The sequence below is a fragment of the Amycolatopsis sp. NPDC004169 genome, assembly GCF_040610315.1.
Lineage (GTDB): Bacteria > Actinomycetota > Actinomycetes > Mycobacteriales > Pseudonocardiaceae > Amycolatopsis.
This window is the reverse complement of sequence record NZ_JBEXMD010000037.1, coordinates 67,826-94,328: the sequence shown is the minus strand read 5'-3', so window position 1 is coordinate 94,328 and position 26,503 is coordinate 67,826. Positions and strand designations below refer to the sequence as shown.

Here is a 26,503-nt window from a genome sequence, read left to right as displayed (position 1 = left end):
GATGATGATGTCCGACGGCCGCGAAGCCGCGGACATCCTCCGGCTCGCCGCGACTTCGGTGTCATCGCTGAGTGGATGCACGACCGATGCGGCGTACCTCATCGACGAGGACGGCATGGTCATCCCGCAGATAGGCGGAGCAGGCTCACCCCGGCCTCGGCGCGGAAGTCGGCAAGCTCGACGGGCACAGCGGGGCGATCGAACTGGGCGACGGCCACTGGCGCTGGTGCCACGCACTGCGTGGGCTCGGCGGCCTGACCGGCCACCTCGTGGTCCGAGCCGAGCGACCCCCCTCACGAGACGAAACCTTCCTGCTCAACTCACTCTGCCAGCACACCGCAACAGCACTGGCCACCGCGGCACTGCTCAAGCGGGAACGGCGCCAGGCCGTGGCGCTGCGGGAGCTCAACGAGCAGCTTTCCACGTCGGTGGAGCGGCTCAAGCAGCAGAAGCTGGTGCACGACGTGCTGTCCACCATCTCCGCCTCCGGGGCCGGCGAGCCGGGCATCGCGCACGCGCTGCACCAGCTGACCGCGCTGCCGGTGGCGATCGAGGATCAGTTCGGCAACCTGCGTGCCTGGGGCGGACCCGGCCGGCCCGAGCCGTACCCGAAAGTCGGCGTCCACCGACGCGAGGAACTGCTCCGCCACGCCGCGACCCTGCCCGTACCGGTCCGCGTGAAGGACCGGCTCATCTCCCTGGTGCGGCCGCGGCACGAGGTGCTCGGCGTGCTCGCCCTGATCGACCCCGCACGGACCGCCGGCGCCGACGAGGTGTTCGCCCTCGAATACGGCACGACCGTGCTGGCACTGGAACTCTCCCACCAGCGCAGCCTGGCCGAGGCCGAATTGCGCCTGCGCCGCGACCTGGTGGACGACCTCATCGCCGGAACCGACGACGGCAGCGCCTACGCCCGCGCCGACGCGATCGGCCACGACCTCCGCCGCCCACACCACGTGGTCGTGCTCAGGTGGTCCGATGACATCGCCGACGACGTCGTCGCCGAAGCCACCGCACGCGCCGTCACCACCCTCGGGCTCCCGTCACTCGTGTCGCGCCACTCGGGCACGGTCGTACTGCTGACCGCCGGGCACCTGGACGGCGCGGCGCTCTACGCCTCACTGTCGAAAAGCCTCGGCGCCGACGGCGCGATCGGCATCGGCAGCCGCTGCGACCACCCGGGACGGCTGCCCAAGTCCTACACCGAAGCGGTACGCGCGCTCGAGATCCGGCGCACCTCGCAGGCCTCCAACGGCTTCACCACGTTCGAACAGCTGGGGATCTACCGCATCCTCGACACCGGGGAGAACCACGGCGACGTCCTCGAGTTCGTCCGCGAATGGCTCGGCAAACTCCTTGACTACGACACCCAGCGCAACGCCGACCTGGTCCCGACGCTCGCGCAGTACCTCGAATGCGGCGGCAACTACGACGACACCGCCGCCGCGCTGACGATCCACCGCAGCACCCTGCGCTACCGGCTCGGCCGGATCCGCGAAATCACCGAACTCGACCTCAACGACGTGGACAGCAGGCTAAACCTGCACCTCGCCACCCGGACGTGGCAAGTGCTGCGCGGATCGCAATGACCAGAGAGGTGCCGATGGACCTGAAGGACCGGACCGATCGCAACGTGCTCCTCGACGACGCCGCGCTGGCGCCGGGCTTCGCGATGCTCGACAGCTGGTCACGGCGCAAGCTCTGCGCCGTGACCGTCCGTTCGGGCGCACCCTGTGCTTCTACGACCTGGACCTCTTCGGCGGCGACCTGATCATCCCGATGATCAAGGCACGCCCGAAAGTCTCGATGGCCGGAACGCTCGTCGAACACCCCTACTACCTCTCGTCGCCGGAAAACGGTCACGACCCCGACAGCGAACGGAGCATCCCTCATGACCAGTCCCCGCAAGTTCGGCACCCCCGGCGTCGTGATCGAACCGGGACAGCACATCTGCGCACTGCACGTGGGCGAAGAAGACCGCGACAGCGTCCTCCTGCCCTTCCTGAGCGAAGGCCTGCAGGCCGGCGAAAAATGCCTCTTCGGCGTGCACGAGAACGAAGTCGCCGGTTTCCTGGACCGGCTCGCCGAGAACGTCGACGACATCGAAGGGCGCGTCGGCTCCGCGCAACTGGACATCCGGGCGGCAGGAAACCGGCTGCTGTCGCCGGAGGAATTCAGCATCGACCGGATCATCGAATTCTGGGACAAGGCCGTGTCCGCCGCCATGGCCGCGGGCTACCCCTTCGTCCGGCTCGGCGCCGAGGCACGCTGGTGGCACCCACAGCTGCCCGGACTGACCGAACTGTTCCGCTACGAGGCCGCGCTGAACGACTTCACCAGCCGCTACCCGCAAGCGATCCTGTGCGTCTACGACATCACGCGGTACCGCGAGAACATCGTCTTCGACCTGCTCAAGACCCACCCACAGGTGCTGATGTGCGGAGTACTGCTGGAGAACCCGTACTACCTGCCCCCGGCGACCCTGGTGTAACCGCCGCTACCGTTCTGGCGATCCCCAGCCCCATGCTCGACGCCGTCGTACCGACCATTCCCGGCCCACACCGGGCACCGGCAACGTGAGCGGGCCTCCACCCACGTCCCAGCAGCGGCAGGGCGAGGCCGGCGACACGGTCGTAGCCGCCGTTGCGCCCCGGTCCAGCAGCCGGTTCGCCAACCCCGACCGCGGAATCAGGCGTTCACTGCGGTCGGGGCGGCCCCCATTTGGAAAGTCCGACGAGTGCTCGCGCTGCAGCGCCGCCGATCTCGCCGCGGGGACGGTCGTCAGAAGGCCTTCGCCGCGGCCTCGGCCACGGTCTGGTCCTGCTCACCGCTACCGCCGCTGACGCCCACCGCACCGACGACCCGGCCGTCGTGCCGCAGCGGGATCCCGCCCGCGAAGATCATGACGCGTCCGTTGTTCGACGCGTTGATCCCGAAGAACTGCTCACCGGGACCCGCGCTGGCGGCCAGGTCGACGGTGCTGATGTCGAAGGCCCGGGACGTGAAGGCCTTGTTGATGGAGATGTCGACGCTCCCGATCCACGCCTCGTCCATCCGGATGTGCGCGACGAGGTTGCCGCCGGCGTCGACGACGGCGATGTTGCTGGGCGAGCCGATCTCAGCGGCTTTGGCCTCCCCCGCGGCGACGACGCGCCGGGCGTCCTCAAGGGACACGGACTCCGTCTTGACGGTCATGGCCAGGGCCTCCTGTCGTGGGTACGCGGTGGTGAGCCCCCAGCTTGGTGCCGTCCGGCCCCGGGCGCCTCCGCCCGGCAGGCCGACAACCGCGGTCGATCTCGGGCCCGGCGGGCCGAAGCCCCGCCCCGCCACCCCGCCCGATGCTGGGACCGGTCCGGAGACCGAACGAACCGCAGGAGGCAGACATGGCCGTCACGGTGGGACTGCTCGTCACGCTGGAGGCACAGCCGGGCAAGGAGGCCGACGTCGAAGAATTCCTCAACACCGGCCGTTCGCTGGTCGAGGACGAGCCGGACACCTACCCCTGGTTCGCCGTCAAACTCGGACCGACGACGTACGCGATCGTGGACTTCTTCCCCGACGACGCCGGCCGCACGGCCCACCTGCAGGGAAAAGTCGGCCAAGCCCTCGGGGCGCGGGCCGACGAGCTGTTCTCGAAGCCGCCGGACATCGCGCAACTCGATGTGCTGGCATCGAAGCTGAAATAAGAAGAGCCGAACACAGCCCCGAGCTCCCTTCGGGGTGCCGCGCCTTCCTGGCGGCGGGTAGCCGGACGGCGAAGCGGACATACCCTCCGGGGCGGCCGATGCCACGTCGTCCGGTCTGGGGTGCTCGACACCAACCACACGCCATGCGCGCTCGTCATCGAGGGCAGCGCGATGAAGACGACGGGTGAAGTCGACCGAGGTGCTGCGCGCAGTGATCCCCAACGCCGTGGGGCACCCGAGTCGGGGGTCCGGTGCCGCGTGCGGCGCACCCGGCACCGGCGATCAACCGGTTCTTGCCCGAATCACCTCGGGGCCCGTCGATGTGGCCTGCAGCATCATCACGATCGGGTAGGCCTGATGCGACTCTGTGCAACCATCCGAACCGGAATCGGTCGAGCCTGTCGAGCACACTTCCGAGCCGGGGGCCGTCTGCTCGCAGGGGAGCCCGAACAGCGCGGGGCGTCAGACCGCCCGCCGGAGAACAACCATGACCTACGCGATACTCGATCAGCTCAAGACGGACCCGGCGTTCCAAGCCGCCCCCGCCGCGTACCTCGTCCTCGACCCCGACCTCAGGATCCACGCCGCCAACCCGGCCTACACCACGGCCACGCTGACCAGTTCCACCGATCTGGATCGGGCGTACCTGTTCGACGCGTTCCCCGACAATCTCACCGATGCCGACGCCGACGGCGTCGCCAACCTCTCCGGCTCGCTCGAGCGTGTCCTGCGCGAGGGCCGGTCCCACAACATGGGCCTGCAGCGCTACGACGTTCCAGCCCCGGCCGACCGCAGGACGTTCGTGCCGAAGGTCTGGGCGCCGATCAACGTGCCGCTACGCGACCCCGACGGCCGAGTCGCCGGCATCCTGCACCACGTCGAGGACGTCACCGACCTGGTGCAGGCGGCCCCACGGCCGCCGCACGAAGCCGCGAAGGCCCTCGCCCGGCTGCAGCACGCTCACCGCGCGACATTGCGGGAGAATCGCCAGCTGCGCGGGGCCTTGCGGACGCGGGGAGTGATCGAGCAGGCCAAAGGAATTCTGATCGGCCAACGTGGCTGTAGCGCCGATGAGGCGTTCGCCATCCTCGTCGGGCTGTCCCAGCACACCAACATCAAACTGCGTGACATCGCCCAAGCCCTGATCGACTGCACCGTCCCGGGCCCCTGAACCTCGACCTGGCCGGTCGCGAGAGACGGCGAACGGCAGCCACTCGACGCCGAACCGTCCTTCGGCCGCTGCGCCACGGTGATCCCCGCGTAGTTCACCAGGATCGGGTACCGGCGTTTGCCGACGATCCGCGCCGTGGGCTTACTCCGGAAAAGAGGATCCCACCACGACAGGTGATTCGTCGTGACGAAGGCGAACCCGCCTTCCACTTTGGACGGCCTGACAAGCTCCCAGCCTTCGGCCGCGCCCGTCCGGTTGACTGCGATGACCACGTCGGCCGCGTCGACCGGCCGGTTCAGCGCGAACCGCAGCGTGACCGGCTGGGAAAAGATCCCCGTCCGGGGTGACGTGCACGACTCCGCCCAGCGATGCGGTTTCCACGAAGGGCGGCTTCGCGACGTGGTCGTCGGCGACCGCTTTCAGCGTCTCCGGCGCGCCGGCGGCGACGCTGACCCCGCTGCCGAGGTCATGGAACGCCTCGCCCGCGGTCGCGTTCAAACCGCCCGGCAGCGATCCGCCGCCGAGCAGCCAGGCCGTCACTCCGCCAGCCACCAGCGCTACGACCAGAACCAACACCACCACGAGGTGACGATGACGCGCGGTCTCCGATGGTGCCCCACAAGTCCTCCTCGAACTTCCCGTGTCCTGAGCACTAGGAATGTCAGTCCGATCTCCCCCACTGTCGTCGGCGTCCTCGGGCGTTACGACGCCGCGGGGATCCGGGCGACGTCGTAACGCAACGGTGTCCCCCGCCGACTCGGCACACGACACACACCAGGTCGGCACGCAAGGAGCAGCCCGCAAGCACCGGGAGTCTGCCCTATGCTGGGCGACCTACGACCACCTGCTTCAGTTGTTTTCGAACCAGCCTTCAGGAGTGAGCGAACCGAGTTCGTGATTGCCTCGAAGCTGTTCGGGGCAGCCCGCGAACCTGGCGGGCGGGCGCCGCGGAACTTGCCCGAGACGTCGGCGTCGGCGAGGCTAGGCGGCATGACCAACATCGAACCGGGCTCCTGAACCGATGGCCCGGATCCTCGTCACCGGCGCCACCCAGGGCCTCGGCCGCGGTACTGCCGAAGAGCTGCTCGCCGGCGGTCACCACGTCGTCGCCCACGGGCGGGGTACCGGACGGCTGGACGACCTCGCCGCCCGCGGCGCCGACGTCGTCCTCGGCGACCTCGCCGACCCGGAGCAGACCCGGGACGTCGCCGAGCAGGTCAACCGCCTCGGGCCGGTGGACGCCGTGATCCACAACGCCGGCGTCATGACCGGCCCCACGGTGCTGCCCGTCAACGTCGTCGCGCCCTACCTGCTCACCGCCCTCGTCGGCACGCCCGGGCGCCTGGTCTACCTCAGCAGCGGCATGCACCGCGGTGGCCGGGCCGGTCTCGCCGGGCTCGACTGGTCGGGAACGCGCCCGACAGCGTCCTATTCGGACAGCAAGCTGTTCGTGACCACCCTCGCCGCCGCGGTGGCCCGCCGGTGGGCGCGGGTGTTCAGCAACGCCGTCGATCCCGGCTGGGTTCCGACCCGGATGGGTGGCGCGGGCGCTCCCGACGATCTGCGCGAGGGCCGCCTGACGCAGGTGTGGCTCGCGACCGCCGATGATCCGGAAGCGCTCACCAGCGGCGGCTACTGGTACCACCGGCGGCACGACGACCGGCATCCGGCGGCCGGCGATCCCGGTTTCCAGGACCGGCTCCTCGACGCGCTCGCCGAGCACACCGGCGTTCCCCTTCCCTGAAAGTCTCCGTAAACCCGCGCAAACACGTTAAGATGGGGTCGACGCGAATCGACACCAGGGGGTTTCCGGTGCCCGGAATCATCGATTTTTCCGTCCGTTTTCCGAGCGGCGTGCTCAAGGTCCCGGATCTGCAGGCCGCTTCGGGCGTGCCGCTGCCAGAAATCCTCGAAATCACGCACACCGAGACCATTCCGGTCCTCGACGACCACGAACAGGCCTGGGAGCTCGCCGCCGACGCCGGGCGGGAGGTGCTCGAGCGGTCCGGGGTCGACCCGCGCTCGGTGGGGTACGTGCTCTACGCCGGGTCCGGCGAATGGGACGTCCCCTTCTGGTCGCCGGCCGCCCGGGTGGCCGAGGAGCTGGACATCCGGCGGGCGCACTGCTTCGAGGTCGCCAACTTCTGCAACGCCACCATGACCGCGGTCCAGCTCGCGGCGGACAAGATCGCCCTCGGCCGCGCCGAGCACGTCCTTGTGCTGTCCGGTGACCGGCTCGCCGGGCTCGTCGACCACGCCGACCCCGACTCGAAACCGCTGTTCAACTTCGGCGACGCGCCCGCGGCCGTCCTGCTCGGCGCCCACGACGTCCGGTTCGAGGTCGTGCACTCGGCCATGCGGACCGATCCGGCGTGGGCCGACTACTACCGCGGGGAAATCGTCGACGACCGCATCCTCATGCGCCGGCGCGGGCACCGGAAAGGGCTCGGCGACGCCTATGTCCGCAATTTCGTCGAGCTCGTTTCCGAAATCCTCGGCGAACTCGAGCTGCCGCTCGGCGAAATCGCGTTCCTGCTGATGAACCAGGGCGACCGCGGCATGCACGAACGGCTGCTCGACACGCTCGGCGTTCCGGCCGCGAAATCGGTGTTCAACTACGACCGCCTCGGGCACATGGGCGGGTCGGACCCGTTCATCGCCCTGCGCGGCCTGCTCGACGAGCACCGCCTCACCGAGGGTGACACGGTGCTCGTCGCCAGCAGCGGCATGGGGTTCAGCTGGGGCGTGACCGCACTGCGCTACGGCAGCTGACGCCGCAGCTCGTCGAGGTGGTCGAAGCCGGCGAGAACGGTCTTGGTGTCGAGGCCGAAGTCGACCAGGCAGGCCACCTCGTCGACGCCGATGTCCGCCAGCCCCCGCGCGATGCCGAGCGCCTTGGGCACGGTGCCGAGCAGCCCGCCGTCGTCGAAGTAGCGGCGGAACGAGTGCTCGACCAGGAAGTCCAGCTCGTCCGGCGGCAGCTTCGCCGGGTCGACCCGGCGTTTACCGTCCAGCTGCGAACCCAGGATCAAGCCCAGCGAGCTGCGGATGTACTCGCTCAGGGCGGGGCGGACCCGGTCGCGCACGTGGTCTTCGTCGGTGCCGAGGAAGGTGTGGACCATGAGCACGACGTGCCCGGGCCAGCCGTCGGCGTCCGGCCGCTGCGCCACCGCTTCCCGGTAGGCGGCGATCTTTTCCGCCAGCTGCCCGACGTCCTGGCCGAGCAGGTGCGTCAGCAGCCCGGCCCCCAGCGTGCCGGCCGCGCGGAAGGTGTCCACCGAGCCGCCGCTGGTCAGCCAGATCGGCAGGTTCGCCTGCACCGGGCGCGGGTAGGTGCGGAACCGCTGCAGGGTGCCGGCGCCGTCCTTGCCGGACATCTCCTCGCCGCGCCACAGCGCGCGCACCTGCTCGGCGTGCTCGACGACGAGCCGGCGGCGGTCGGCGTAGCCGTCCGGGTTGAGGACGAAGTCCGACGCGTGCCACCCCGACGCGAACGACAGCCCGACCCGGCCGCCGGAGATGTTGTCGACCACCGCCCACTCTTCGGCGATGCGGGCCGGGTGGTGCAGCGGCGCGACGACGCTGCCGGCGCGGATGGCCACCCGCTCGGTCACCGCGGCGACCGCGGCCCCGGTCACCGCCGGGTTCGGGTAGAGCCCCCCGAACGGGTGGAAGTGCCGCTCCGGCGTCCACACCGCCGCGAAGTCGTTGCCGTCGGCGAACTTCGCGCCTTCCAGAAGCAGTTCGTAACGGTCACCGGACTCGGCGGTGCTGTCGTTGGCGAAGTAGAACAGGCTGAAATCCACCGGGAATCCCCTCCAGAGCGGTCAGTTGTCGGTTGCCGGGGCGGCCGCCACCGCGGCCCGGTCCGCGGCGGTGGCGCCGGCCCAGCGGACGACGGCGGGCGCGGCCAGCCCGGCGAGCAGCATCACCGCACCGAAGACCAGCCAGCCCGGTGCGCCGCCGCCGATGATCAGCACGGTCACCGCGAACGGCGCCACGGTCGACCCCAGCTGGGTCGACATGCCGAACAGGCCCTGGTACTGGCCTTGGGCGTGGTCGGGCGCCAGGCCGTAGGCCAGCGACCAGGCACCGGCGCTGTGCAGCATCTCCCCCAGCACGTGCGCCAGCGCGCCGGAAACGAGCACCACCACCGCGGCCCAGACCGGCAACCCGGCCGCGAAGGCGTACAGCCCGCAGGTGACGGCGAGGACGAATCCCGCACGCCGCAACGACTTCGCGCCGCCGTCCGGCTTCTCCGCGCCCTTGGAGACCCGGACCTGCAGCAGCACGACGCACACGGTGTTGAGCACCAGCAGCGCGGAGAACAGCGACGACGGCGCCGCCGTGCGGCGGGCGATCCACAGCGGCAGCGCGACCGTCAGCAGCGGGCCGTTCATGATCAGCACGGCGTTGATCAGCGCGAACACCGCGTACGGCCGGTCGCGCAGCACCCGCAGGCGCGGCCCGCCTGCCGGCTGGGCCACCGGCTCGACGCTCGGCACCCGCAGGTAGCAGAGCCCGGCGACGGCGAACAGCACCCCGGCGAGCAGGAGCAGCACGACGTACCCGGTGCGGGAGTCGAGGTAGAGGCCGACCCCGCCGAGCACCGCGCCCGCGGAGACGCCGATGTTCGCGATGGAGCGGAAGTACGACCACGCGCGCACGCGGTCTTCGGGCGGGACCACGGCCGCCACCAGCGTGCCGCGCGAGGCGTCGGTCGCGGATTCGCCCATCAGCACCAGGCAGGCGGTCACCGTGAGCCAGGCGAAGCTGCCGACGAACGCGTAGCCGCACGCGGTGACGCCGAGGGCGCACAGGGCGATGACCGTGGCGTTGCGCGGGCCGAGCAGGTCGGCCGCGTGCCCGGCGGGCACCGCCACCACCATCCCGGCCAGCGCGCCGATGGTGAGAGCCAGCCCGACCTGCGCCGCGGCGAGGCCCAGCGACCCGGTGAAGTACAGGACGCTGACGGACATGATGATGCCGTGCGCGGTCGTCTTGGCCAGGTTGCTGACGCTGATCACGCGCACGACGCCCGCGGGCGGCACGAGCTCGGCCAGCGCGGCGCGCAGCCGGGGCCCGGCCGTCACCGGCCGCTCGGCTCGAGCTCGACACCGGTGAACGCGGGCTGCTCGCGCAGCGCCGGGCGGTCGATCTTGCCGTTGGCGTTGAGCGGCAGCGCGGCCAGGTGCACCAGGCGCCGCGGCACCATGTGCAGCGGGACGTGCTTGCGCAACCAGCGCCGCAGCTCCCCGGACGGCTGCTCGTCGCCGGTGTAGAACCCGACGAGCACGGTCTCGCCCCCGCTCGGACGGGCGAGCACCACGGCCTGGCCGATCCGCTCGTGGCGGCGCAGCGCGGCCTCGATCTCGCCGAGCTCGACCCGGTAGCCGCGCACCTTCACCTGGTTGTCGAGCCGGCCCAGGTGCACCAGCCCGCCCTCCTCGAACCGGACGCGGTCCCCGGTGCGGTAGTAGTGCTCGGGGGTCAGGCCGCCGCCTTCGTAGGGCGTCGTGCCGTCCGGGCCGTGGGCCAGGAAGCGGCCGGCGTCGTCGGCGGGGTCGAGGTAGCCGTCGAACCGCTGCGGCCCCCGGACGCACAGCTCGCCCTCCTCGGCGGGCCGCCCGTCGTCGCCGAGCACCACGTGGTCGAGGAAGCCGTAGACCGGGCCGATCGGCACCGTGTCGTTCGACGTCGGCGGCCAGCTCAGCGGGTCGAGGCCGAGCCGGAACTCGGTGCAGGCCACGGTCAGCTCGGTCGGGCCGTACACGTTCGTGATCACCGCGTCCGGCGCCACGGCCTGCCAGCTCTCGGCCTGGTCGTAGGTGAGCGGCTCGCCGATGAACACGCTGTGCCGCACGCCGGTCGCGCGCCCCTTGGGCAGGGTGCCGAGCTCGTCGCCGACCGAGACCACCGACGGCACCGAGAACCAGTGCGTGATCCCCCGGCCCACCAGGTAGTCGACCGGACTGAGCAGCTCCGCCTTGCCCGGCACGACCAGCGTCGCGCCACCCGCCCAGGTGACGAACAGGTCGTACACCGACGGGTCGAAGGTCAGGTCGAAGGTGTGCGACATCCGGCAGCCCGGGCCCACGGCGAACCGCTCGACGTTGTGCCGGACGTAGGGCACCACGTTGCGGTGGCGGATCGGCACGCCCTTCGGCCGCCCGGTGGAGCCGGAGGTGAACAGCAGGTAGGCGACGGCGTCGTCGTCGGCCGGGTGCGGGGGCAGCGGCGGTTCCCCGGCCCCGGCGAGCACCTCGGTGTCGGCGGGGGCCAGCACGGTCGGCACCGCGTCCGCGAGGCCGGCCAGCTGCGGGGCGCCCGACTCGTCGGCGATCAGCACGTCCGGACGCGCCAGGTCGCAGACCGTCCGGTTGCGCCGCACCGGGTAGGCCGGGTTCAGCGGCAGTACCGCGGCGCCCAGCCGTTGCGCGGCGAGGTAGCCGGCGAACGTCGTCACGGTGTGCGCGGCCAGCAGCGCCACCCGGGCCGGCGGACCGCCGTGCTCGGCCACCATCCGCCCGGCCAGCCCGAGCGCACAGCGGTGCAGCTGCGCGTAGGTCAGCGTGGTCGCACCGATTTCGACCGCCACGGCGTCGGGTGTGCGGGCGGCGGTGCCGGCGAAGATCTCGTAGAGCGTCACGCCGTCACCGCCACACCGGTCAGCGAAGGCGCCGTGACCTTCATCGTCGACGGCGGATCCGTGCGCCGCGGGACGAGGTGCAGCCGCTGGACGCCCTCTTCGGCCGGCGCCAGGCCGGCCTGGCAGCCGCACGGGGCTTCGGTGTAACCGGCGAACCGGTAGGCGATCTCCATCATCCGGTTGCGCGCGGTCGGCCGGAAGTCGGCGACCAGGTGCGCCCCGGCCCGCGCGGCCTGGTCGGCGAGCCAGCCGAGCACGATCGCGCCGACGCCGAACGAGACCACCCGGCAGGAGGTCGCGAGCAGCTTGAGGTGCCACGCTTCGGCGTCCTTCGCCACCAGCAGCACCCCGACCGCGCCGTGCGGCCCGAACCGGTCGGTCAGCGTGGTCACCAGGACCTCGTGCCGCTCGTCGGAGAGCAGGTCGCGCAGCACGGCGTCCGGGTAGTGCACGCCGGTGGCGTTCATCTGGCTGGTGCGCAGGGTCAGCTCCTCGACGCGGGAGAGCTCCTCCTCCCCCGCCCGCCGGATCCCGAGCTCCAGCTCGAGGGAGCGCAGGAAGTCCTCGTCGGGCCCGTCGAAGCGGTCGCGAGCGGCGTCGCGGCGGAACGAGGCCTGGTACATCGTGCGGCGCCGCCGCGCGTCGACCGTGACGGTGGCCGGGCTGAACTCCGGCCGGCCGAGCAGCTCCAGGACGTCCGTGGCGTCGTAGCAGCGCACCTCGGGCAGGTGGTGGGCGACCTCCGCCCGTTCGGCGGGCTGGTCGTCGACGAAGGCGATGGTGCCGAGCGCGAACTTCAGCTCGTCGGCGATTTCGCGCACCGAATCGGACTTGCGGCCCCAGCCGATCTTCGGCAGCACGAAGTACTCGGCCAGGCCGAGCGCCTCCAGCCGCTGCCAGGCGTGGTCGTGGTCGTTGCGGCTGGCCACCGACTGCAGGATGCCCCGCGCGTCCAGCTCGCGCACCACCGCGCGGACCTCCTCGGCCACGCCCACCTCGGCGTCTTCCAGCAGGGTGCCCCGCCACAACGTGTTGTCGAGGTCCCAGACCAGGCACTTCACCGTAGTCACGGCTGTTCCCTTCCCGCTCAGACCCGCCACAGCGACACCGCCCACGCGGCCACCGGGCTGTTGTTCAACACCAGCACGTGTTCCCCCGCCGAGACCTCGCCCGAGCCGAGCAGCGCGTCGAGGTTGAGCACCACGTCCATCGCCCCGACGTGCCCGTACCCGGCCAGGTTTCGCGCGCACACCGGGTGGATCGGCAGGCCCAGCAGGGTTTCGTAGAAGTCGAAGGCGCTCGCGGTCACGTTCTGCATCAGCGTGGCGGCGACACCGTCCTTGCCCAGTCCCGCCTCCGCGAGCACCTCGTCGACCAGCCGGCTCAACCGCAGCCTGCTGTGCATGGCGAGCTCGAACCGGTAGCGGTCGGGCGACTGGCACTCTTCGCGCCACTCGTACCACGGCGCCTGCTTGTAGTCGACACGGAACAGGTCGTGGAAGCTGCCGTCGGTCTCCTGCCGGTGCGCCACCAGCTCCGGCCGGCCGCCGCGGACCACCGTCATGGCGTAGGCGCCGTCCCCGATCACGGTGACCGGGTAGCGGACGCGGTCGGCGCCGGCCGGGCGGCTCGCGTGCGTGATCAGGACGCTCTGCTTCGCCGGGTCCGCGAGCAGCAGGTCCCGGGCCAGCGCCCACGCCACGCTCGAGCCGGCGCACCCGAGCCCGTCGACGGTGAAGGAGAACGTCTTCTCCAGCCCGCAGCCGGCCTGGACCCGGCCGACGTCCGAGCCCAGCAGGACGTCCGGCGCCCGCGGGCCGACCATGACGAGCACGTCGGGTTCGCCGGGTGCTTCCTTGAGCAGCTCCTGGCACGCCCGCGTCGCGTACTCCGCCGTGTCGGCCTCGGGGAAGACGCCGACCCGGGAAATCCCGCTGGCCGTGGCGAACTCGGCCTCTTCGGACGGCAGGGAGTCCAGTTCGGGCAGGGCGGGCACCTCGGTGAAGTCCTCGGGCAGGACACAGTGGACGGTGCCGATCCCGATCACGTCCGCTCCCGTCATGCCCACGTCCGCAGGGCTTCTTCGGCCAGCACGAGTTCGCTGATCTCGTTGCTGCCCTCGATGATTTCCATCAGCTTCGCGTCCCGGTACGCGCGCGCGACCGGGTGACCGTCCCGGGCGCCGGCCGAGGCCAGCAGCTGCACGGCGGTGGCCGCGCCCGCGGCCGCCCCGGTCGCGGCGAGGTGCTTGGCCAGCACGGCGGCCCCGCCCAGGTCCGGGTCGCCCTCATCCCAGCACCGGCTGGCCCGGGCGCACGCCAGCGTCGCGGACCGTTCGGCGACGTACAGGCCGGCCAGGTGCCGGCGCACGAGCTGGTGCTCGCTCAGCGCCACCCCGCCCTGCCGCCGCGCCGAGACGTGCCGGGCGGCCTCGGCCAGGCAGGTGCGGAGGATGCCGGCGCAGCCCCACGCGACGGAGATCCGGCCGTAGGTGAGCACGGTCGTCACGAGCATGCCGAGCGGGAGGGCCGTGCCGCCGAGCAGCGCGTCGGCGGGCAGCCGGACCCGGTCGAACCGGACGTCGGCGTGCCCGGCGGCGCGGCACCCGAGCGGGTCGGGCACCCGCGTCACGCGGACCCCCGGCGCGTCGGCGGGCACGACCACGCACCCGGCCTGGCCGTCCAGCTTCCCGATCACCACCAGCAGGTCGGCGTAGGCCCCGACGGTGACCCACACCTTCGCGCCGTCGACGACGACCTCGTCGCCCTCGACGGTCAGCGTCGTCGCCATCGCGGCGAGGTCGCTGCCGGCACCGGGCTCGCTGAACGCCACGCCTGCGAGCGAACCCCCGGTGAGCGCGGTCAGGTGGGCGGCGCGCTGGCGGGCGGTGCCCAGCCGCTGCACCGCCCATGCGGCCATGCCCTGCGACGTCAGCACGCTGCGCAGCGAACCGCACAACGTCCCCACGTGCGCGGTCAGTTTCCCGTTGTCCACACTGGACAGTCCGAGGCCGCCGTGGTCCGACGGCACCTGCGCGCACAGGACGCCCTTGACGCCGAGCTCGCGCAGCACCGGCCGGGGCAGTTCCCCGGCGAGGTCCCAGCCCGCGGCGGCGTCCGCGGCGAGCTCGGTGGCGAGAGCCGCCGCTTCGGTGTGCAGCTCAGCCATCGGCGGTCTCCCGCAGCCGCAGCACCAGCGCGGTCATCGCGGTCACGGTGCGGAAGTGGTCCAGCTTGAGGTCGGGGCCGCCGATCGTCAGGCCGAACGCGCTCTCCAGGTGCACCACCAGCTCCATCGCGAACATCGAGGAGACGAGCCCGGAGGCGAACAGGTCGAGGTCCGGGTCGACGGCCTGTTTCGTGCGCTGCTCCAGGAAGGTCAGCAGATCCGCCCGGACCGCGTCCGCGGTGACCGGTTCCTGGTTGGTCGTTGTGCTCACAGCTCTCCTCGGGTCAGTGTCGGTGGAAGCCCTGGCCGGTCTTGCGGCCGAAGTCGCCGTCGGCGACCTTGCGCAGCAGCAGCGCGCACGGTTCGTAGCCCGCGTCGCCGGTGCGTTCGTGCAGCACGCGCAGCGAGTCGACGACGTTGTCGAGCCCGATCAGGTCGGCGGTGGCCAGCGGCCCGGTCGTGTGCCCGAGGCAGCCGGTGAACGCCGCGTCCACCGCCTCCGGGCTCGCGATGCCCTCCTCGACGATCCGCGCCGCCTCGTTGATCGTCCGCTGCAGGATCCGGTTGATCACGAAGCCCGGACCGTCACCGACGACGACGGGGGCCCGGCCGAGCCGGTCCAGCAGAGCGGCCGCGGCGGCCATCGCCGCATCGGTGCTGCGCGGCCCGCGGATCAGCTCGACCGCGTGGATCAGGTAGGGCGGGTTCATGAAGTGGATGCCGACGAGCCGCCCGGGATGGGTGACCGAGCCGGCGAGCTCGTCGATCGGGATGGCCGAGGTGTTGGACACCAGCAGCGCCCCCGGCCGCACGACGGCCGAGACCTCGGCGAGCACCTTCGCCTTCAGCTCGGGCCGTTCGGTGATCGACTCGATCACCACATCGGCCTCCGCGACGGCGGCGACGTTGTCCGCGGGCGTGATCTCCCCGGCCGTGACATCACCGGGCAGCTTCCCCATCAGCTGCGCCAGCCGCAGCTGCCCCCGCACATCGGCCTCGACCGCGGCAAGCCGCGCGGGGTCGACGTCGACGACGGTCACCGGCAGGCCGTGCCCCGCCGCCAGCGTCGTGATCGCGGTACCCATGACCCCGGCACCGAGCACCGCCAGCCGTTCCCCGCTCACTTGCCCTCCTTCGCCAGTTCGGGCAGCAACTCACCGAACGCTTCGTCGTGCGCGGCCAGGAATTCCAGACCGCGGCGCAGCTGTGCGCCGTCGATCGCCGAGCTGAGACCTCGGCGGCGCAGCCAGGGCTGCCAGGCGCGGACCTGGACCGCGTCCTCGGCCAGCTCGTGGCCCTCGAGCTCGTACAGCGCGACCGCCGACAGCACGCGGCTGTCACGGGCGAGCGCCTCCTTGGCCACCATCGCCCGCCAGTCCGGCAACGGCATCGGGTCGGTCTCCAGCCCGGTGCCGGCCAGCAGGCCGAACAGGTCCCGGGTGCCGATCGAGCGCTCGTCGGCGAGGTGGTAGACCCGGCCCGCCGACGCCGGGCTCAGCGCCAGCTCGGCGATCGCCCGCGCGATGACGTCGACGGGGGCGACCGGCTCGGCGCGGTCGTCGAGCGGGTGGGTGCCGGTGGCCAGGCCGCTGGCGAGCATCAGCCACACCAGGTCCCGGGCGTTGCACGCGCCCGTGCTGCCGGCCGCCATGATCAGGCCCGGCCGGAACACCCGCGCCCGGATGCCGTCCTCTTCGGCCCGCTCCAGCAGCCGCTCGCCGACCCACTTGCTGATCCCGTAGCCGCCGAGGTCGGGGTGCAGCGGCTGGCGCCGCGTCTCCAGCCGGGTGCCGTCGGTCCCGCTCGCCGGTGCGGTCGCGGCCAGCGTCGAGACCAGGCTGAAGTCGCGGATGCCGTGGCGGCGCACCCAGTTGAGCAGATCCACCAGCGGCAGGACGTTGTCCTCGCGCAGCACGCGGTACGGCTCGGTGAACACCACCCGGGCCGCGCAGTGCACGACGTGCCCGATCCGGTCCGCCAGTACGCCCCCGGCCAGCGAGTCCGCGGTCTCGCCGAAGGTACGCAGGTCCGCGGGCACGGCGACGGCACGGTCCGGATCGGGTGCCGGCAGCGCCACCGCGGCGGCCGCCTCCCGCAACCGGGCGGCCGCCTCCGCCGGATCCGCGGCCCGTACCAGGCAGTACACCCGGCCCTGCGTCGTCTTCAGCAGCTCGTGCAGCAGGAACGCGCCGAGGTAGCCGGTGGCGCCGGTGAGCAGGACGTCCCGGCCCGGGGCCCGCCGCCGCGACATCGGCACGAGCGGCAGCTTCAGGTCGGCGTCGACCAGCGGGCCATGATCGTCCACTTCGGACGGTTCAGTGGTGCCGTCCGCCAGCTGCGCTCGCACGATCCCCGCCAGCCGCCGCACGGTGGCCCGGCTGCCGCCCGCGCGGTGGACGTTGACCAGCACCCCGTGGCGCTGCTGCAGCCGCAGCGCCATCTGCACCGACAGCAGCGAAGTCCCGCCCAGCGCGCCGAACTCCTCGTCGACGCCGACGGTCTCGCGGTCGAACAGCTCACCCCACAGACCGGCGATGTCGTCTTCCAGGGACCCGGTCGCCGCCGGCTGCTCGGCCGCCGGGCGGGCGGGCGCGAACACGTCCAGCCGGTCCAGCGGCCAGAACCGCTTGCGCTGGAAGGGGTAGGTCGGCAGCGGGACCCGGCGGCCGGTCCCGCCCGCGGCGGCTGCCCAGTCGACGTCGACGCCGTTGAGCCACGCCGTGGCCAGCAGCTCGTCGAGCTCGCCCGGCCCGTCGGCGAAGATCCGGTGGATTCCGTCCGCCTCGCCGGGGTCCACAGTGGACACGGTGGTGTCCGGCGGGAGGGCGGCGAGCAGGCCGGCGGGCGGCTGCGTCCCGACGACGACCGCGCGGCGCGGCACCGGGCGCGCGGTGGCGGCCAGCGGGGGCCGGGGCAGCCGCAGCGCCGCGGCGAGCCGGCCGGGCGGGGCCGTCACGACCCGCCGTTCGCCGAACGCGGCCCGGCCGACCCGCAGCGTGTGCGCGATGTCGCCGACCGGGGCGTCCGGCGCGTCGAGCTCGTCGGCGAGCTGCCGCGACAGCGCGTCCAGCTCGGCCCGGGTCCGCGCGGACAGCACCAGCCGGACCGTGTCGCCCGCTTCGGCCGGCGGACGCGACGGCGCCGGCGGCGCGCCGAGCACCGCGACCGCGTTGGTCCCGCCCACGCCCATCGAGTTCACCAGGACGTGCCGGTCGGCGGCCGGGTCGACGACCCGCTCGGTCGGCACGTGGAACGGGCTCGCGGCCAGCTCGGCCGGGTCGCGCGGGGAATCGAACGCCGGGTGCGGGGGCAGGACGCCGGTGCGGGCGACGTGCACGGCCTTGATGAAGCCGGCGATGCCCGCCGCCGGGCCCAGGTGCCCGATGTTCGCCATCACCGAGCCGAGCCCGCAGTAGCCGGTTTCGGTGGTGCTCAGCCGGAACGCCTTGGCCAGCGCCAGCAGCTCGACGTGGTCCCCCAGCGGGGTGCCGGTGCCGTGCGCCTCGACGTAGCGGACGAGCCCGGCCGGGACGCCGGAGACGCGCAAGGCGGCCGCCACGACGTCCGCGACACCGTCCAGGTTGGGGGCGACGTACCCGAGCCGGTCGCCGCCGTCGTTGCCGACCGCCGTGCCGCGCAGCACGGCCAGCACGGGATCACCGTCGGCGAGCGCGTCGGCCAGCCGCCGCAGCACGACGACGCCGACGCCCGAGCCGTACGTCGTTCCGCTCGACTTCGCGTCGAACGACCGCACGTACCCGTCTTCGGACACCCACCCGCCGGGCGCCGGCTGGTAGCCGAGCAGTGGGTCGAGCACCGTCGCCCCGCCCGCGAGCACCAGGTCGCTCTCGCCGGACAGCAGGCTGAGCGTCCCGTAGTGCACCGCCGTCAGCGACGACGAACACCCGGTCTGCACGCTCACCGAAGGACCGCGCAGGCCCAGCTTGTAGGCGGCCCGGGAGGTCATGAAGTCCGCCTGGCCGCCGAGGGTCAGGTCCAGGTCGCCGACCGCCGCGGCGAGGCCTTCGTCGCGCACGCGCGCCGCGAACACCGCGGCCGAGTAGTTGCCGGCCGCGCTGCTGGCGAAGACCCCGGTGACCGGACCGTCCGGGCGCGGCGGGTGCCCGGCCGACTCCAGGGCCTCCCAGCAGGCTTCGAGGAAGATCCGCTGCTGCGGGTCGATGGCGTCGACTTCGCGGGCCTTGTAACCGAAGAACTCCGCGGCGAAGTCGGCCACGCCCGGCAGCGACGCGCCGACCCGGACGAACCCGGGCGCGTCGAGGGCCTCCTCCGAGTGCCCGGCCGCCCGCAGCTGCTCGTCGCTCAGCTCCCGCATCGACACGACACCGCGCTCGATGTTGCGCCAGTACTGCGCGGGCGTCCAGGCATCCGGGAACCGGCACCCGACGCCGATGACGGCAATATCTGTGCTGTTGCCGGCGCTCTGCGCCGGGACGGCGGCTCCGCCACCCGGACCCCCCGAAGGGCTGCTGTTGCTCATGCCCGCCCACCGGCCCGGCCGAGCAGAGCGCCCCGCGCGGCCGGTCCCGCCGGGGCGGCGACCCGGTCTTCGGCGCCGGCGAGGAACGCCGCCTGGGCGCGGATCGTCGAGTGCCGGAACAGGTCCGACACCCGCAGCTGCCGGTCGGTCAGCTCGCGCAGGTCCTCCCAGAGCATCACGAGCAGCAACGACGAGCCACCCGCGTCGAGGAAGTTGCGGTCGAGCGGCAGCGCCGCCGGGTCGGCGAGGTCCAGGATCTCCGCCCACACCGCGCGGACCCGCTCCTCCAGTTCGGTGCCGGTTCCTTCGCTGGTCGTCACATCTCCTCCAGTGGCCGGGCCGACGGACCGGTGCTGAGGTCCTCGGCGGCGGTGACTATCGCGGCGAGCAGGGTTTCCGCGGTGCCGCGGTCGAACAGGGCGGTCAGGCCCGCGAGCTCGAAGGCCAGCTCCTCACCGTCGTCGACGACGGTGAGCTCGAGCTCGTACTTGATGTGCAAGGGTTTCAGTGGCCGCAGCCGGCCGGGTGGTGGCGTGTCGCGCACGGTCAGGTACACCGGGGTCACCGGCGGCCTGCTGGTGTCGCGCCCGGGGTCCAGTGCGGCCGCGACGGCGTCGAAGCGCGCCAGCGACGTGCCGAACGCGGCCTGGCTCGCCGCGCGGACGCGGCCCAGCAGTGCGGTCCAGGACGGGTCGTCCCGCAGGTCGACGCGCAGCAGCAGGGTGTCGACGAACATCCCGACGGTGCCGGCGTCCCGCGCCGACCGGGTCGACCACGGGAAGGCGAAGAGAAAGTCGCGCTGGGCGCTCGCGCGGGCGAGGGCGACGCCGAGCAGGGCCGCACCGAGCATGAACGGCGTGCAGCCGGCGGCGGTCGCGGTGGCGCGCAGGGCGGCGGCCCGCTCGGGGCCGAGCGACGCCCGGACCACGAGCGCTTCGGTGCTCTGCTCGGGCGGCCGGGGCCGGTCGTGGGGCAGCGCGACGTCCACCGGTGCCCCGGTCAGCCGGGCGATGACGGCCTCGGTGTCCCGGTCGGCGCCGTCTTCCTCGGCGGGGGAAGGCGGGACGGCCGGGGCGAGCGGCTCGCCGCGGCCCAGTGCGTCGATCTGCCGCAGCACCAGGTCCATCGACGGCCCGTCGCAGACGATGTGGTGGGCCACGACCACCAGCGAGACACCGTCGCGGTGGCAGACGACCTCGGCCCGGGCGAGCGGTCCCGCGGCGAGGTCGAACCCCGCCCAGCAGGCCTCGGCGAGGTGGGCCGCCAGCCGATCGGCGTCCCACGCCCGCGCGTCGGTCACGGTCACCGGCGGTTCCGCGTCGCCGGTCCGGACCACGACCCGGCGGCGCTTGCGGTCCAGCCGGAAGACCGAGCGGAACGCACCGTGGTGGGCCAGCACCGCGGCGGTGACGTCCCGCAGCCGGTCCGGGTCGGTGCCCGCGGGCAGCTCGACGACGGCGGGGACGACGTAGGCCTGCCGCAGCCACGGGAGCCGGTCCAGTGACCAGAACCGCTGCTGCGCCGCGGTCGCCGGCCGCTCCGGCCCCGAGTCGGCCGGGACCGGGGCCGCCGCGGCGGGCGCCGGTTCGGCGAGCAGGGCGGCCAGCCCGGCCACCGTCGGGTCGGCCAGGAACCGGCGGGCGGACAGGGCCGCCCCGGTCTCGTCCTCGATCCGGCGGAGCATGCGCACCACCAGCAGCGAATGCCCGCCGAGGGCGAAGAAGTCCGCCCGCGGCCCGAGCTCGCCCACCTCGGCCCCCAGCTCGCCGAGCGCGGCGACGAACAGCTCCGCGGCACGGTGCTGCGTGCCGGACAACGCAGTGGTGCCGGGCTCCTCCGCCCGGACGGGCTCTTCGGCGGCCGGCTCCGCGGCGAACCGCGAGAGGTCCGCTGCCGGGTCGGCGAGAACCAGGGCCAGGATGTCCACATAGGACTCCAGCAACGCGGCGGCGACGTCGGCGGGGTACCGGCCGGTGTCGTGCTCCAGGGTCACCCGGGCCCCGTCGCCGCGCGGCTCGACGGTGAGCAGGAGGTCGAACTTGGCCGTGCCGGTCGGCAGGATCTCCGGCTGGTCCCAGCGGACCGGGACGTCCGCGGGCGGCCGGGGGAAGTTCTGCAGCGCGAAGGCGACGTCGACGAGCTCGGTCCGGGCGGCCGCGGTGAGCCGGTCGAACGGGATGCGCTGGTGGGTCAGCGCCCGGTAGGCCTCGCCGCGCACCCGGTGGCACAGCTCGGTGAAGTCGGCGCCGTCCGGTACCGAGCACCGCAGCGGAACCGTGTTGACGAAGAACCCCACCAGGTCCTCGACCTCGACCGAACTCCGGTTGGCGGTGATCGCGGCGGCCAGGAACTCCGTGCGCGCCGAACGCAGCCGCAGCAGCAGCTGGAACGCCGCGAACAGCACCACGAACGGCGTCGACCGGTGGGCCCGCGCGTAGTCCGCCACCGACTGCCAGAGCGGCGCGGACAGGACGGCGGCCTGCTCGGCACCGTCGCGCACGACCCGGCGGCCGGGTCCGCGCGGCAGCGCCCCGGCGAGGGTCAGCCCGGCAGGCACCCCGGCCAGTTCGGCCAGCCGTCGCCCGATCCGGTCCGCGGTTTCGGCCGACCCGGCTTCCGCGGCGTCCCGCCGCGCGAAGCCGGCGTACTGCTCGCCGAGGAGGGGCAGCCGCACCGGCCGGCCGTGCACGGCGGCGTCGTAGGCCAGCGCGAGGTCGGTGCCGAGGCGGCCGAGCGACCAGCCGTCGAAGGCGATGTGGTGCAGCACCAGCAACACCGCGTCCTCGGCGCCGTGGAAGACGGTGGCGCGCAGGACCGGCCCGGCGGCGAGGTCGAACGGCAGCGCCACGCGGTGTGAAGCGCTTTCACGGGCGTCTTCGGTCGCGACGACCTCGACGTCGACCGGGGCCGCCGGGACCACCTGCTGGACGGGATCGCCGTCCCGCAGGAGGTACCGGGTGCGCAGCACTTCGTGCCGCCGGACGACCTCGGTGAGCGCGGCCCGCAGGGCGGGCACGTCCACCCGGCCGTGCCACCGCAGGAAGACCGGGACGTTGTAGGTCGCCGCGCCGGGGGCGGCCTGGTCCACCAGCCACAGGCGGCGCTGGGCCGCCGACAGCGGCGCCGCCCCGGGGCCGGAACCGCCGTGCGGCCGATCGGGCGAAGCAATGGGCGAGGACACCGGAATTCGACCTTGTTCGCGAATTTCGCGCAACTTTCACACCCCCTGCCAACCACCATAGGCAACGTTTTCGTAGATCATTATGTGATCTGGATCACCGTCCACGCGTCGATACTTCCGCGATCATCAGTCCACTCCCGAGTCCGATCGGGTATTGTGCCACGCGGACGTGATCGAAATGGCCGGGGCCTCGCCGATTAATCGGAATTCCCGGCCGGTGAACAAAGGACCGACATGCGCACCGAGCTCAGCAACCCGGCGACCGCACCCGCCCCCGCCGGCCCCTACTCCCAGGTGGCCCGGCTGGACTTCGGCGACGGCGCGCTCCTGATCCTCTCCGGCCAGCTCGCCCTCGACGACGACAACGCCGCGATCGTCGGCGAGGGCGACATCGCGGTGCAGGCCGAACGGACTCTGGAGGTCATCGGAGCCATCCTGAAGGCGCACGGCGCCGGGTTCGCCGACGTCGTCAACATCCGGACCTACCTCACCGACATGGCCGACCGGGCGGCCTACGCGCAGGTGCGCGCGCGGTACTTCACCGGCGACCTGCCGACCAGCACCACCGTCGCCGTGGCCGCCCTGTTCCGGCCCGAGGCACTGATCGAGATCGAGGTCACCGCGGTCGTCCGGCACCGCTGACCCGCGGCCACGCACCAGGGGGAAAAGTGCAGCTCAACCGCTTTGTCACTGCCGAGTTCCATGCCGCCGCCGAACGCCTGCGGGTGCCGGAGATGGGCACCGAGGTCATCGCCCGGCTGCTGGCCGACCTCGTCTGCCTGCACCGGCCGAGCCGGGTGCTGGAGGTCGGCATGGGGTACACGACTCCGTTCCTGGCCGCGGCGCTGGCCGACGTGCGGGACCAGGTGGCCGCCGAGTCGGCGGCGCTGGCCGAGAAGACCAGCCGCCACCTCGCCGAGCACGACGAACTCGACGACACCTGGCTCAATGCCGCACCGGCACTGGTCACCCCGGAGTTCCACCTCCGGCCGTACCGGCCGTCGCTGGTCGCCGTCGACGACCTGTCGATCCCCGAGTCCTCGGCCGAACGGGTGCTCGGGGTACTCCGGGAGCTGGGGCTGGACGACCTGGTGACGGTCGTCAACGCCGATATCCGCGACTGCGCGCAGCGGCTGCCCGCCGGTTTCGCGCCGATCGACTTCGCGTGGGTCGACGCCTGGGAGTGTTTGTACTTCTTCGACAATTTCTGGGAACAGATCAACCCGGACGGCGGAATGGTGTTGATGCATTATCTGCTGACTTATCCGGAGGGTGAGGCCATTGTCCGGTACATCAGCGAGTTCGCCCGCACGAATCCGGGCGAGCTGGAAGTCGTCAACCTCCTCGAATCGCAGAAGCTGACCCAGAACAGCCTGACGATGATCCGGCGGACCGGTGGTACGCGGAAGCGCCGCTACGGCGGCCCGGGCGGCCGGGTGCGCTATTCGCCGGAGCTGCGCGCGGCCGCCGAAGCCCACCGGGACGCCGTCCGGTCGTGATCACCCCGCTCCGGCCGCCGGACCACGGCGACCGGAGCGGGGCCGTTCAGGGCCGGTGCAGCTCGCGAACCCGCGTGGCGAGCTCGCCGAACGACTCCGCCAGCAGCACGTCGGCCGGTTCCAGCACGATCCCGAGGCCGCGGCGCACCCGGGACGCCACCTGCATGGCCAGGATGGAATTGCCGCCCAGGTCGAGGAAGTTCGCGTCGGCCGGGGTCCCGCTCACCCCCAGCACCTCGCGCCACGCCCGCTCCAGTACGTCACCCGCCGGCTCCGCGACCGGCTCCCCGGCCGGCCGGTCCAGTGACGCGAGCAGGGCCGCGCGGTCGGCTTTCCCGGTGGGGCCCAGCGGAACCTCGTCGAGCACGACCCAGCGGGCGGGCACCATGTAGGCCGGGAGCACCCGGCCGAGCGCGGCCGACAGCTCCGCCGGGCCGGGTCCGCCACCGGCCGCCGGCAGCACGAACCCGGCCAGCCACGCGGAGGGGCCGTCGCCGACCTTCTCCACGAACGCCGCGGCCACCCCGTCGACGGCCGCAGTGACCTTTTCGATCTCTTCCAGCTCGATCCGGTACCCGCGCAGCTTCACCTGGCGATCGCGCCGCCCGACCAGCTCCAGGGCACCGCCGGGCAGCGCGCGCACCAGGTCGCCGGTGCGGTAGCGCGGGGCGCCGGTCTCGTCGGGCACGAACCGTTGCGCCGTCAGGTCGGGCCGCCCGAGGTAGCCGAGCGCGACCCCCGCGCCGCCGACGAGCAGCTCGCCGGTCTCGCCCGGTGCGACCGGCTCGCCGTCTTCGCCGACGACCGCGAGGGTGGTTTCCTGCAGCGCGAACCCGATCGGGATGCGCTCCAGCCCGGCCAGGGAATCCGGCGTGCAGTCGAAGAAGGTGGCGAAGGTCGTCGTCTCGGTCGGCCCGTAGCCGTTGACCAGCCGGCCGGGCGCGCCGTGGGCGAGCACCGCGCGCACCGCGCCGAGGTCGAGCTGTTCGCCGCCGACCACGAGCGTGTCCAGGAACCCGAAGGCGGCGGGGTGTTCCCGCGCCACCGCGTGGAACAACGACGTGGTCAGGAAGGCCGCGGACACCCGGTCGGCCCGCGCCAGCCGGGCCCACTCCGGTGGCGGCAGCTCGGCCACGGTCGGCAGGACGACCACGGTGGCGCCGTTGCCGAGGGCATTCCACAGCTCGAACGTGGTGGCGTCGAAGGCCGGGTTGGCCGTGTTGGCGACACGGTCCCCGGGGCCGAGGGTGCAGAACCGCGCCCCGGTCGCGAGCCGGCGGACCGCCCGGTGGGGGACCAGCACCCCCTTCGGCGTGCCGGTGGACCCGGACGTGGAACAGACGTAGGCGACGTCTTCCCCGGTCAGCACGATCTCCGGCGCCTCCGGGCCGCCACCGGTGTCCGGGACCGGCAGCGACGGCCGGCCGGCGGCGGGCGGCCCGGCCACGACACGCACGCCGGCGTCCCCGAGGATCGTCGCGACCCGGCCGGGCGGCGCCTGGGGGTCGACCGGCAGGTAGGCGGCACCGGCCCGGAGGATGCCGAGCACGGCCACCACGAACTCCGGGGACCGCGGCGCGGTGACGCCGACGACGTCGCCGCGGCCCACGCCGGCGGCCGCGAGCTCGCCGGCGAACCGGCCGGAACGCCGCCACAGCTCGGCGTACGTCAGACTTGCGCCGGTGCGCGCGTCGGCGACCGCTTCGGCCTCCGGCGTGCGGCTCACCCACTGCCCGACGAGCGCCGGTACCGTTCCGGCTTGGTCCACTGTCGCTCCTCCCACCCGGGGAACGGATCAGCTCCGAAAGCCGCTGCGGTGAAAGGGAATCGACGTGCAGGCGCGCCGCCCAAGCTCAGCAGCGTGCGCCGAGCGGCAGACCGCGGACGCGACCCTGCGCCGACGGAGAAGTGCGGAAGACACCCTGCCTGCTATTCCCCCGAGCGAGCCCCCAGAAGTTCCCCGGCACCGCCGGTCCACTCCGATGTCAGTCGGTAAAAACCATACCGAGCACCGAAGGGATGCCAACCCGCCAATCAGGTGACGTGTCACGGCAATGTCACGCACGCGCGGTCACGGAGTGCTCTGGTCCACATTGGACGAACTAAAGTTGTTTTGGTGCAGAGAAATTTCGTGGTCCGGACCGCGGTGAAGACCGAGGAGGCATTGCCACCACAGTATCGCCCGGGCGGTGGGTGTCGGTAGCCGCTACACCTCGCCCCGAAGATCGGCCGGAGGTCACAGCGGCCCGCCGATCAGGAAGACAGCCGAGACCGCCGGCACCAGCCCGGCGAACAGCAGCACCGCACTGCCTGGACGACACTCAGTACCACCCACGTCAGGACACGGGCCGCTCGCCGCCGAGGGCGGCGCGGACTTCGGCGAGGACCTGCGGCAGCGGGGTCGCCGTGGTCATCACCGCCACGACCGTGGCGACGTCGCCGCCCGTGGTGCCGGCCCGCAGCGCGAGCGATCGGCGGCCGACCACCTCCTCGACCAACTTGCCCACACCCCTGCGATCGCGCGGTGCCTGTACGGAAGCAACGAGCAGCCCGCCCGGCACGCCGACGTGCCGGCCGCCGACCTGGGCGGCGGACAACGCCGCACCGGTGTTCGGCGCTCACGTCCCCGGCGCCCGCGGTGCCGGCAT

24 protein-coding genes are annotated in these 26,503 nt (G+C 72.7%); 9 read left to right on the top strand and 15 right to left on the bottom strand.

The features are described 5' to 3' along the window. The first annotated feature begins 269 nt into the window (after window positions 1-269). From ABZX11_RS36615 to ABZX11_RS36605, 3 genes are all read left to right on the top strand, one after another. Window positions 270-1,589: a helix-turn-helix domain-containing protein gene (locus tag ABZX11_RS36615; RefSeq protein ID WP_354922034.1), complete on the top strand. Its 1,320-nt coding sequence runs from the start codon at window positions 270-272 to the stop codon at window positions 1,587-1,589. Continuing rightward, a complete protein-coding gene (locus tag ABZX11_RS36610; protein WP_354922031.1) occupies window positions 1,586-1,771 on the top strand; it encodes a hypothetical protein in 186 nt (61 codons plus the stop codon). The genes ABZX11_RS36615 and ABZX11_RS36610 overlap by 4 nt, the downstream gene beginning before the upstream one ends. Before the next feature lie 120 nt (window positions 1,772-1,891). Then, window positions 1,892-2,491 (top strand): MEDS domain-containing protein, encoded by a 600-nt coding sequence (locus ABZX11_RS36605; RefSeq protein ID WP_354922028.1) that lies wholly within the window; start codon window positions 1,892-1,894, stop codon window positions 2,489-2,491. A 290-nt stretch (window positions 2,492-2,781) separates the two neighbouring features. On the opposite strand, the gene ABZX11_RS36600 is transcribed toward ABZX11_RS36605, so the two are convergent. After that, window positions 2,782-3,195, bottom strand: coding sequence for a heme-binding protein (locus tag ABZX11_RS36600; protein WP_354922025.1), 414 nt, complete (start codon window positions 3,193-3,195; stop codon window positions 2,782-2,784). Between the two features lie 188 nt (window positions 3,196-3,383). Between ABZX11_RS36600 and ABZX11_RS36595 the strand changes: the two genes are divergently transcribed. Further along, window positions 3,384-3,686, top strand: coding sequence for an antibiotic biosynthesis monooxygenase (locus ABZX11_RS36595; RefSeq protein ID WP_176177241.1), 303 nt, complete (start codon window positions 3,384-3,386; stop codon window positions 3,684-3,686). Between the two features lie 487 nt (window positions 3,687-4,173). Continuing rightward, entirely contained in the window at window positions 4,174-4,857 is a 684-nt protein-coding gene (locus tag ABZX11_RS36590) for an ANTAR domain-containing protein (RefSeq protein ID WP_354922021.1), read from the top strand. Between the two features lie 141 nt (window positions 4,858-4,998). Here ABZX11_RS36590 and ABZX11_RS36585 read toward each other — a convergent pair whose 3' ends face one another. Further along, window positions 4,999-5,439: a hypothetical protein gene (locus ABZX11_RS36585; protein ID WP_354922018.1), complete on the bottom strand. Its 441-nt coding sequence runs from the start codon at window positions 5,437-5,439 to the stop codon at window positions 4,999-5,001. Between the two features lie 439 nt (window positions 5,440-5,878). On the opposite strand from ABZX11_RS36585, the gene ABZX11_RS36580 reads away from it, so the two are divergent. Both ABZX11_RS36580 and ABZX11_RS36575 read left to right on the top strand, forming a co-directional pair. Beyond that, window positions 5,879-6,601, top strand: a complete 723-nt coding sequence (locus tag ABZX11_RS36580; RefSeq protein ID WP_354922015.1) for an SDR family NAD(P)-dependent oxidoreductase — start codon at window positions 5,879-5,881, stop codon at window positions 6,599-6,601. Window positions 6,602-6,669: 68 nt separating this feature from the next. Beyond that, complete coding sequence (locus ABZX11_RS36575) at window positions 6,670-7,629, top strand: 3-oxoacyl-[acyl-carrier-protein] synthase III C-terminal domain-containing protein (protein ID WP_354922012.1); 960 nt, start codon at window positions 6,670-6,672, stop codon at window positions 7,627-7,629. On the opposite strand, the gene ABZX11_RS36570 is transcribed toward ABZX11_RS36575, so the two are convergent. Genes ABZX11_RS36570 through ABZX11_RS36520 form a run of 11 tightly spaced genes read right to left on the bottom strand, consistent with a single transcriptional unit; the run spans window position 7,617 to window position 22,356 of the window. After that, the gene (locus ABZX11_RS36570) at window positions 7,617-8,663 is read right to left on the bottom strand and encodes a MupA/Atu3671 family FMN-dependent luciferase-like monooxygenase (RefSeq protein WP_354922009.1); all 1,047 of its coding nucleotides are present in this window, start codon (window positions 8,661-8,663) and stop codon (window positions 7,617-7,619) included. The two genes, ABZX11_RS36575 and ABZX11_RS36570, sit on opposite strands and share 13 nt — an antisense overlap. 21 nt (window positions 8,664-8,684) lie before the next feature. Continuing rightward, window positions 8,685-9,950: an MFS transporter gene (locus ABZX11_RS36565; protein WP_354922006.1), complete on the bottom strand. Its 1,266-nt coding sequence runs from the start codon at window positions 9,948-9,950 to the stop codon at window positions 8,685-8,687. After that, window positions 9,947-11,506, bottom strand: coding sequence for an amino acid adenylation domain-containing protein (locus ABZX11_RS36560; RefSeq protein WP_354922003.1), 1,560 nt, complete (start codon window positions 11,504-11,506; stop codon window positions 9,947-9,949). The genes ABZX11_RS36565 and ABZX11_RS36560 overlap by 4 nt, the downstream gene beginning before the upstream one ends. After that, the gene (locus tag ABZX11_RS36555) at window positions 11,503-12,567 is read right to left on the bottom strand and encodes an HAD-IIIC family phosphatase (RefSeq protein ID WP_354922062.1); all 1,065 of its coding nucleotides are present in this window, start codon (window positions 12,565-12,567) and stop codon (window positions 11,503-11,505) included. The genes ABZX11_RS36560 and ABZX11_RS36555 overlap by 4 nt, the downstream gene beginning before the upstream one ends. 26 nt (window positions 12,568-12,593) lie before the next feature. Continuing rightward, the gene (locus tag ABZX11_RS36550; RefSeq protein ID WP_176177233.1) at window positions 12,594-13,568 is read right to left on the bottom strand and encodes a 3-oxoacyl-[acyl-carrier-protein] synthase III C-terminal domain-containing protein; all 975 of its coding nucleotides are present in this window, start codon (window positions 13,566-13,568) and stop codon (window positions 12,594-12,596) included. Continuing rightward, on the bottom strand, window positions 13,565-14,674 hold the full coding sequence (locus tag ABZX11_RS36545) for an acyl-CoA dehydrogenase family protein (protein WP_354921999.1): 1,110 nt from the start codon (window positions 14,672-14,674) through the stop codon (window positions 13,565-13,567). Before ABZX11_RS36545 ends, ABZX11_RS36550 begins: the two co-directional genes overlap by 4 nt. Then, on the bottom strand, window positions 14,667-14,945 hold the full coding sequence (locus tag ABZX11_RS36540) for an acyl carrier protein (RefSeq protein WP_176177231.1): 279 nt from the start codon (window positions 14,943-14,945) through the stop codon (window positions 14,667-14,669). The genes ABZX11_RS36545 and ABZX11_RS36540 overlap by 8 nt, the downstream gene beginning before the upstream one ends. A gap of 13 nt (window positions 14,946-14,958) precedes the next feature. After that, window positions 14,959-15,798: a 3-hydroxyacyl-CoA dehydrogenase family protein gene (locus ABZX11_RS36535; RefSeq protein WP_176177230.1), complete on the bottom strand. Its 840-nt coding sequence runs from the start codon at window positions 15,796-15,798 to the stop codon at window positions 14,959-14,961. Next, window positions 15,795-19,175: a thioester reductase domain-containing protein gene (locus ABZX11_RS36530; protein ID WP_354921995.1), complete on the bottom strand. Its 3,381-nt coding sequence runs from the start codon at window positions 19,173-19,175 to the stop codon at window positions 15,795-15,797. Before ABZX11_RS36530 ends, ABZX11_RS36535 begins: the two co-directional genes overlap by 4 nt. Continuing rightward, on the bottom strand, window positions 19,172-19,495 hold the full coding sequence (locus ABZX11_RS36525; RefSeq protein WP_176177228.1) for an acyl carrier protein: 324 nt from the start codon (window positions 19,493-19,495) through the stop codon (window positions 19,172-19,174). The genes ABZX11_RS36530 and ABZX11_RS36525 overlap by 4 nt, the downstream gene beginning before the upstream one ends. Further along, window positions 19,492-22,356 (bottom strand): condensation domain-containing protein, encoded by a 2,865-nt coding sequence (locus ABZX11_RS36520; protein ID WP_354921992.1) that lies wholly within the window; start codon window positions 22,354-22,356, stop codon window positions 19,492-19,494. The genes ABZX11_RS36525 and ABZX11_RS36520 overlap by 4 nt, the downstream gene beginning before the upstream one ends. A gap of 234 nt (window positions 22,357-22,590) precedes the next feature. Between ABZX11_RS36520 and ABZX11_RS36515 the strand changes: the two genes are divergently transcribed. Then, the gene (locus tag ABZX11_RS36515; RefSeq protein WP_176177226.1) at window positions 22,591-22,998 is read left to right on the top strand and encodes a RidA family protein; all 408 of its coding nucleotides are present in this window, start codon (window positions 22,591-22,593) and stop codon (window positions 22,996-22,998) included. 26 nt (window positions 22,999-23,024) lie between these two features. After that, window positions 23,025-23,855, top strand: coding sequence for a class I SAM-dependent methyltransferase (locus ABZX11_RS36510; protein WP_254897363.1), 831 nt, complete (start codon window positions 23,025-23,027; stop codon window positions 23,853-23,855). A 46-nt stretch (window positions 23,856-23,901) separates the two neighbouring features. Here ABZX11_RS36510 and ABZX11_RS36505 read toward each other — a convergent pair whose 3' ends face one another. Further along, a complete protein-coding gene (locus ABZX11_RS36505; protein ID WP_254897362.1) occupies window positions 23,902-25,623 on the bottom strand; it encodes a non-ribosomal peptide synthetase in 1,722 nt (573 codons plus the stop codon). Between the two features lie 568 nt (window positions 25,624-26,191). Beyond that, entirely contained in the window at window positions 26,192-26,362 is a 171-nt protein-coding gene (locus ABZX11_RS36500) for a hypothetical protein (protein ID WP_354921987.1), read from the bottom strand. Window positions 26,363-26,503: the final 141 nt, after the last annotated feature.